Origin of the sequence: Nonomuraea sp. NPDC005730 (assembly GCF_040630865.1) — a bacterium.
Taxonomy (GTDB): domain Bacteria; phylum Actinomycetota; class Actinomycetes; order Streptosporangiales; family Streptosporangiaceae; genus Nonomuraea.
This window is the reverse complement of the sequence record NZ_JBEXYK010000032.1, coordinates 97006-105164: the sequence shown is the minus strand read 5'-3', so window position 1 is coordinate 105164 and position 8159 is coordinate 97006. Positions and strand designations below refer to the sequence as shown.

General features: G+C 69.8%; 3 protein-coding genes. 2 read left to right on the top strand and 1 reads right to left on the bottom strand.

The genetic code is table 11. The annotated features are described in order from the left end of the window. Positions 1-91: 91 nt before the first annotated feature. A complete protein-coding gene (locus tag ABZ444_RS30370) occupies positions 92-2404 on the bottom strand; it encodes a glycoside hydrolase family 6 protein (protein WP_358004048.1) in 2313 nt (770 codons plus the stop codon). A 309-nt stretch (positions 2405-2713) separates the two neighbouring features. Between ABZ444_RS30370 and ABZ444_RS30365 the strand changes: the two genes are divergently transcribed. Further along, positions 2714-5659, top strand: coding sequence for a glycoside hydrolase family 48 protein (locus ABZ444_RS30365; protein ID WP_358004045.1), 2946 nt, complete (start codon positions 2714-2716; stop codon positions 5657-5659). An 11-nt stretch (positions 5660-5670) separates the two neighbouring features. Continuing rightward, entirely contained in the window at positions 5671-8151 is a 2481-nt protein-coding gene (locus ABZ444_RS30360; RefSeq protein WP_358004042.1) for a glycoside hydrolase family 9 protein, read from the top strand. Positions 8152-8159 lie beyond the last annotated feature (8 nt).

Sequence of the window (8159 nt, the reverse complement as noted above, 5' to 3'; positions counted from 1 at the left end):
AACGCCCGCGCGCAACCGAAGACCAGCTTCGCCGCCAGCTCACCCATCCGAAGCTGGACCAGTTACCCGGTCAACGTTGCGTGACGGGCCACTAGCTGACCGGCGGGTAGGCGTTCCTGACCAGCTCCCGGAACTGGGCGGAGAACCACTGGCCGGACAGCGGGGCGCCGGCGAGGGCGCCCGACATGTTGTTGCCGTTGAGGTTGTTGCCGGTGTAGGTCGGGTCGCACATCCGGTCGAACTTCTTGCCCTCGTCGTTCGGGATGTCGGTGCTGGCGCCGTCGGACTCGCCCGGCGGCTTGATCCAGACGTAGGCGTCGAAACCGGCCTCGGGGCTGGCCGTCGGCCGGGCGCCGAGGCCCGCGCCGCTCTGGTTGCACCAGTTGCCGGCGTGGATGCGGCGGTCGACGCGTGACTGGTTGACGAAGGTGTTCACGTCCGTCGAGGTGCTCGCGCCGCCCGGACGGGCGGTGCCGCCCCAGCCGTTGCGCGAGGTGTCGACCAGCATGCCGAGCCCCGACTTGAAGCCCTTGTTGACCAGCGCGGTGCGCAGAGCCGTGGCGAAGGTGGACTCGTCCACGTAGTAGTTCCAGTCGACCCACTTGGACTGGCGGACGGACTGGCCGTTCACCATGGTGTTGATCGTGAAGTACGGCTCCTTGGTGGCGGAGTAGTTGGCGGTGTTGACGATGAAGCCGTCCACGCTGTCCACGCCGGCCGTGGTGCCCGCGGCCATGTTGTAGAAGAGGTTCACGGCGGGGCCGAAGTTCGAGTCCCAGCCGAGCCAGGCGTGGTGGGCGGCGTCCACGTAGGTGTAGACGTTGGTGATGGCGTGCAGCTTGTCGAGCGCGTACCGGACGCCGTCGACGTAGCCGCCGGGCCCGTTGGCCTCGGCGCACTTCGGGAAGTTGTTGATGTTGGTGATCAGGTTGGGCAGCGAGTCGGGCTCGATGATCGTGACGATGCGCAGGCCGGCGTACTTGGGGTCGCGCAGGATGTTCGCGATCACGTCGATGTACTCGGCCTTGTAGCGGTTGAAGCCGTTCTCCGCCATCAGCAGCTCGCCGTTGGAGGCCAGCGCCGAGCAGTCGCGGTTGGGCAGGTCGTAGATGACGAACTGCACGGTCAGCGGGGCCGAGCCGTTGAGTGCGTCCTGGGCCACGGCCTCGTCCAGGTGGGCCTGGAGGCCCATGGCGGAGGAGGAGCCGGCGATCGCCGCGATGCGGTCCATCCACACGGCGGTGGAGGTGTTGGCGACGGCGCTGCCGCCGGGCTCGGCCGCGGCCTTGGCCTTCCACTGCGGGTTCACGTAGCCGGTGGCGCCGGCGTACGGGTTCTCGACGTGGCCGGTGGGCGGCTGGCCGTCGTCGTCGGCCTCGGTGGCGGTGACCGTCTTGCCGGTCAGGCCGGTGGCGGCGACCGTGAAGGGACGGGTGCCGTTGGTCGTGTCGGCGTCCTGGGCGGCGGCCAGGGTCACCGTCTGGGCGGTGTTCCAGTTGGCCGTCGTGAAGGTGAGGCTGCCGCCGCCGGAGACGGTCAGGTCGGCGTCCCCGCTGCCCGCCGTCGAGGTGACGGTCACGTTCGCGGACGGCTGCGCGGCCAGCTTGACCGTGTACGCCGCCGTCCCGCCCTCGGGCACGGTCACCGACGTGGGCGTCACGAGCAGCGCCTGCTCCACGACCGCGTCGTCGTCCACCTCGGTCGCGTTGACGGTGGCCGAGGTGACGCCGGTGCCGCCGACGGAGAAGGCCGCCGTGCCCGCGGTGGTGTCGGCGTCCTGGGCGGCGGCCAGGGTGACCGTCTGGGCGGTGTTCCAGTTGGCGGGCGTGAAGGTGAGCGAGCCGCCGGCGCTGACGCTCAGGTCGCTGTCACCGCTGGTCCGCTGGGTGGTGACGGTGACGTTCGAGGAGGGGGCGGCGGACAGCTTGGCGGTGAAGGTGGCGGTGCCGCCCTCATTGACCGCCACCGAGCTGGCGGAGGTGACCACCGAGGGGGTGGTGGGGGTGACGCCGCCGCAGGTCACGCCGTTCACCGTGAAGGAGGTGGGCGGGTTGTTGGTGCCCGTCCAGGTGCCGTTGAAGCCCATGGTGGTGGAGGCGCCGGTGGCCAGGCTGCCGTTGTAGGGCATGTTCGTCGCGGTGACGTGCGTGCCCGACTGCGTCCAGTTGGCGCTCCAGCCGGTCGGGGTGTACTTCTGGCCGGTGCCGGGGAAGTCGAAGCCCAGCGTCCACGAGGTGATCGGGTCGCCGGTGTTCTTCAACGTGATGTTCGCGGTGAAACCGCCCTGACCGGGGCTGCTCGTCCACGAGTTGGCGGAGTAGGTCACGTCGCAGTTCACCGCGGCGCTGGCGGCCGTGGTCTGGCCGACGACGAGCCCGAGGGCCGCGACGCTCGCGGCGGTCATGGTCACGGCCCATCGGCGTGGGCCGCTGTGGAGTCTCACTAGCGATCATCTCCAGAACGTCAGTTTGCTGGGAGCGCTCCCATAGTGAGACGCCCTCCCGGCCCTGTAAATGAGGGCGGCTGTGCGGCGGGCGTTCCCGGGCCGCATGCTCGCCGAATGCCCCGGAAGGTGGATGAAACTTTCATCATCGGCAGCCTGGTGAGAGGAAACGCGGGGGCCGGCGGACGGGCGATCCGTTGACATACGCCGCCGGTCACCCACAATCCCCCTTGGGAGCGCTCCCACACCCCCTACTCCCATGGAGATCCCTTGAAGCACAGACCTCCTTCCCGTCTTGCCCGCCTGTCGAGGCGGCTCGCCGGAGCCGCGACGCTCGTCCTCGCGGCGGGCACGACCACGACCCTCGCGGCGCTGCCCGCGCACGCGGCCGTCGCCTGCGACGTGACGTACACCGCCAACCAGTGGACGAGCGGCCCCGGCCAGGGCGGGTTCACCGCCAACCTGACCCTGAAGAACACCGGCGACCCCATCACCTCGTGGACGCTCGGCTTCGACTTCCCGACCGCGGGCCAGAAGTACACGCCCACCGGCTGGAGCGCCAACTGGACGCAGTCGGGCACGCACGTCACCGCGACCAACATGCCGTGGAACGGCAGCCTGGCCACCGGCGCCTCGACGACGCTCGGCTTCAACGGCACCTGGACGGGCAGCAACCCGAGCCCGACCGCGTTCACCGTGAACGGCGTGCCCTGCGGCGGCGCCAACACCCCGCCCACCGTCGCGCTGACCTCGCCCACCGCCGGCCAGACGTACACCGCCCCGGCCACCGTGGCCATCGCCGCGAACGCCGCCGACGCCGACGGCACGGTCTCCAAGGTCGACTTCTACCAGGGCTCCACGCTGCTCGGCACCGACACCTCGGCGCCGTACGGCTACACCTGGCAGAACGTGGCCGCGGGCAGCTACTCGATCACCGCGAAGGCCACCGACAACGCAGGCGCGAGCACGACCTCGGCCCCCGTCGGGATCACCGTCTCGCCGAACACCGGGCCCGCCCTCGTGGTGAGCCCGGCCACGATCTCCGTGCCGGAGAAGGGCACCGCGGGCTTCGGCGTGAAGCTCTCGCAGGCGCCCGCCGCGAACGTGACCGTCAGCACCGCCCGCACCAGCGGCGACGCCGACCTGACCGTCGGCTCGGGCGGCTCGCTGACCTTCACGCCGGCCAACTGGAACACCGTCCAGAACGTCACCCTGGCGGCGGCGGACGACGCCGACACCACCAGCGGCACCGCCGAGTTCACGGTGAGCGCGACCGGCTACACCCCGGTCAAGGTCACCGCGAGCGAGGCGGACGACGACCTCGGCGGCGACAACGAGTACGTCAAGCGGTTCGTCGAGATGTACAACGAGCTGCACGACCCGGCCAACGGGTACTTCTCGCCCGAGGGCGTGCCGTACCACTCGGTGGAGACGTTCATGGTCGAGGCGCCCGACCACGGGCACGAGACCACGTCCGAGGCCTACAGCTACTACCTGTGGCTGGAGGCGACCTACGGGCAGGTGACCGGCGACTGGGCGAAGTTCAACAACGCGTGGGCCTCGATGGAGAAGTACATCATCCCCTCGACCGCCGACCAGCCGACGAACTCCTTCTACAACCCCTCGAAGCCGGCCACGTACGCGGCCGAGTACAACGACATCAAGCAGTACCCGACGCAGATCGACTCCGGCGTCTCCGTGGGCTCCGACCCGCTGGCCAATGAGCTGAAGAGCGCGTACGGCACCGGCGACGTCTACGGCATGCACTGGCTGCTCGACGTCGACAACACCTACGGCTTCGGCCGCTGCGGCGACGGCACCACCAGGCCCGCCTACATCAACACCTACCAGCGCGGGCCGGAGGAATCGGTCTTCGAGACGATCCCGCAGCCGTCCTGCGACACCTTCAAGCACGGCGGCCCGAACGGCTACCTGGACCTGTTCATCAAGGACGGTTCGTACGCCAAGCAGTGGAAGTACACCAACGCCCCCGACGCCGACGCCAGGGCCGTGCAGGCCGCGTACTGGGCGCAGACGTGGGCCAAGCAGCAGGGCAAGGAGTCGCAGATCTCGGCGTCGGTCGCCAAGGCCGCGAAGATGGGCGACTACCTGCGCTACGCGATGTACGACAAGTACTTCAAGAAGCCCGGCTGCACCAGCACCTCGTGCGCCCCGGGCACCGGCAAGGACGCCTCCAACTACCTGCTGTCCTGGTACTACGCCTGGGGCGGGGCGACCGACTCCAGCGCGGGCTGGGCCTGGCGCATCGGCTCCAGCCACAACCACTCCGGCTACCAGAACCCGCTGGCGGCCTGGGCGCTGGCCAACGTGGCCGAGCTGAAGCCCAAGAGCGGCACCGGCGCGGCCGACTGGAGCACCAGCCTGACCCGGCAGCTGCAGTTCTACACGTGGCTGCAGTCGGCCGAGGGCGCCATCGCGGGCGGCGCGACCAACAGCTGGGAGGGCCACTACGCCACCCCGCCGGCCGGCCTGCCGAAGTTCCACGGCATGACCTACGACTGGCAGCCCGTCTACCACGACCCGCCGTCCAACCAGTGGTTCGGGTTCCAGGCGTGGACCATGGAGCGGGTGGCCGAGCTCTACTACGCCTCGGGCAACGCCGACGCCAAGGCGCTGCTGGACAAGTGGGTCACCTGGGCGATGGCCAACACCACGATCAACGCGGACGGCACGTACCAGATGCCGTCGACGCTGAAGTGGACCGGCCAGCCCGTCGGTGACTTCAGCGCCACGAGCGGCATGCCGCCGGCCAACCCCGGCCTGCACGTGACGGTCGCCGACTACACCAACGACGTCGGCGTGGCCGGCTCGTACGCCAAGACCCTGATGTACTACGCGGCCAAGGCGAACAACGCCGCGGCCAGGACCATGGCCAAGGCGTTGCTGGACGGCGTGTGGAAGAACCGCGACGCCAAGGGCGTGTCGGTGTCGGAGACCAAGACCGACTACAAGCGGCTGAACGACCCGGTCTACGTGCCCGCGGGCTGGACCGGCAAGATGCCGAACGGCGACACGGTCAACTCCAGCTCGACGTTCATGTCGATCAGGTCCTTCTACAAGAACGACCCCGACTGGCCCGAGGTGAACGCCTACCTCCAGGGCACCGGCCCCGCGCCGACGTTCAACTACCACCGCTTCTGGGCGCAGGTGGACGTGGCCGTGGCCCTGGCCGAGTACGGGCGGCTCTTCCCGTGAGAAAGGCGGCGATGATCGCCGCGGCGTCGCTGGTCCTGCCCCTGCTCGCAGGGGTGGGGCCGGTGGCCCACGCGGCCGCGCCCGCCTTCGCCTACGGTGAGGCGCTGCAGAAGTCGCTGTGGTTCTACGAGGCCCAGCAGTCGGGCGACCTGCCCGCCTGGAACCGCGTCTCCTGGCGCGGCGACTCGGGCCTGAACGACGGCAAGGACGCCGGGCTGGACCTGACCGGAGGCTGGTACGACGCGGGCGACCACGTCAAGTTCGGCTTCCCGATGGCCTTCTCGGCCACGATGCTGGCCTGGGGCGGCGTGGAGTACCGCGACGCCTACGCGGGCTCCGGCCAGCTCACCCACCTGCTGAACAACCTGAGGTTCGTCAACGACTACTTCGTCAAGGCCCATCCGTCGGCCGGTGTGCTGTACGGGCAGGTCGGCAACGGCGGCGCCGACCACGCCTGGTGGGGCCCGGCCGAGGCCATGCAGATGAACCGGCCCGCCTACCGGATCGACGCGTCCTGCGGCGGCTCGGACCTGGCGGGGGAGACGGCGGCGGCGATGGCGGCCTCGTCGATCGTCTTCCGTCCGACCGATCCGGCATATGCCGACAAGCTGGTGACGCACGCCAAGCAGCTCTACTCCTTCGCCGACACGGTCAGGAAGAAGTACAGCGACTGCATCAGCGACGCCCAGGGCTACTACAACTCCTGGAGCGGCTACAACGACGAGCTGGTCTGGGGGGCGATCTGGCTCTACCGCGCCACGGACGACGCCGCCTACCTGGCCAAGGCCGAGGCTGGTTACGACAACCTGGGCAACGAACCGCAGACCACGACGAAGTCGTACAAGTGGACGATCGCCTGGGACGACAAGTCGTACGGCGCCTACGTGCTGCTGCACAAGCTCACCGGCAAGCAGAAGTACCTGGACGACGCCGACCGCTGGCTCGACTGGTGGACGGTCGGCGTCAACGGCTCCAAGGTCAGGTACTCGCCGGGCGGCCAGGCCGTGCTGGACCGGTGGGGGTCGCTGCGGTACGCGGCCAACACCTCGTTCGTCGCGCTCGTGCACAGCGACTCGATCACCGACCCGGTACGCAAGGCCCGCTACCACGACTTCGCGGTCCGGCAGATCGACTACGCGCTCGGCGACAACCCGCGCAACTCCTCGTACCTGATCGGGTTCGGGGCCAACCCGCCGAAGAACCCGCACCACCGTACGGCGCACGGCTCGTGGACCGACCAGATCACCAACCCGGTCGCCGGCCGCCACACCCTCTACGGCGCGCTGGTGGGCGGCCCGCCCGACCCCGACGACGTCTACGCCGACAAACGCGACGACTACGTCATGAACGAGGTCGCGACCGACTACAACGCCGGCTTCACCAGCGCCCTGGCCCGGCTCTACAAGGAGTACGGGGGAGCGCCCGCGGCGAACTTCCCGCCCGCCGAGACGCCGGACGGCCCGGAGATCTTCGTCGAGGCCGGTGTGAACGCCTCCGGCACGAACTTCACCGAGATCAAGGCCATCGTGCGCAACCAGTCGGCCTGGCCCGCCCGGGTCCTGTCGGACGGCTCGTTCCGCTACTACTTCACCCTCGACGGCTCGACGACCGCCTCGCAGATCAGCGTGTCGTCGGCTTACACGCAGTGCAAGGCCCCCACGCTCGGCTCGGCCGGCGGGAGCGTGCTCTACGTGAACATCGACTGCTCCGGACAGGCCATCGCCCCGGCCGGGCAGTCGCAGCACCGCAGGGAGGTGCAGTTCAGGATCGCCAGCGCGGGCACCTGGAACCCGGCCGACGACTGGTCGTACCAGGGCATACCGGCCACGCCGGGCGCGACGCCGGTGCGGACGAAGAACGTCACCCTCTACAGCGGCGCCACCAGGATCTGGGGTGAGCCCCCGGGGCCGGAGGAGCAGGACACGACAGCGCCCGGCAAGCCGGGCAGGCCCGCGGTCTCCGCGATCACGGGCACGGCGGCGAAGCTGAGCTGGACGGCCTCCACGGACAACGTGGGAGTGACCGGCTACGACGTCTACCTGGGGTCCACCAAGGCAGGCACGGCCACCGGCACCTCCTTCGACCTGAGCGGGCTCACCCCGGCGACGGCGTACACCGTCTCGGTGGTGGCCAGGGACGCGGCGGGCAACAGCTCGGCGGCCTCCGACGGCACGGCGTTCACCACCGCGAACACGCCGACCGGCGGCTGCGCGGCCACGTTCAAGGTCACCAGCTCCTGGGGCGGCGCGTACCAGGCCGAGGTGACCGTCAAGAACGCCGGCTCCGCGGCCATCACGGGCTGGACGGCCGCCTGGACGTCCGCGAACCAGATCACCCAGCTCTGGGGCGGCAGGCTCACCCAGACCGGCTCGTCCGTGTCGGTCAGGAACGAGGCGTGGAACGGCGGGCTCGCCGCCGGCGCCACGACCACGTTCGGCTTCATCGCCAACGGCACCCCGTCCACCCCCGACCTCACCTGCACCCCCGCCTGAGCCGAGCC

Coding starts and splice junctions, on each gene's coding strand:
- ABZ444_RS30360 (WP_358004042.1), top strand. CDS start 5,671: ATGATCGCCGCGGCGTCGCTGGTCCTGCCCCTGCTCGCAGGGGTGGGG.
- ABZ444_RS30370 (WP_358004048.1), bottom strand. CDS start 2,404: ATGACCGCCGCGAGCGTCGCGGCCCTCGGGCTCGTCGTCGGCCAGACC.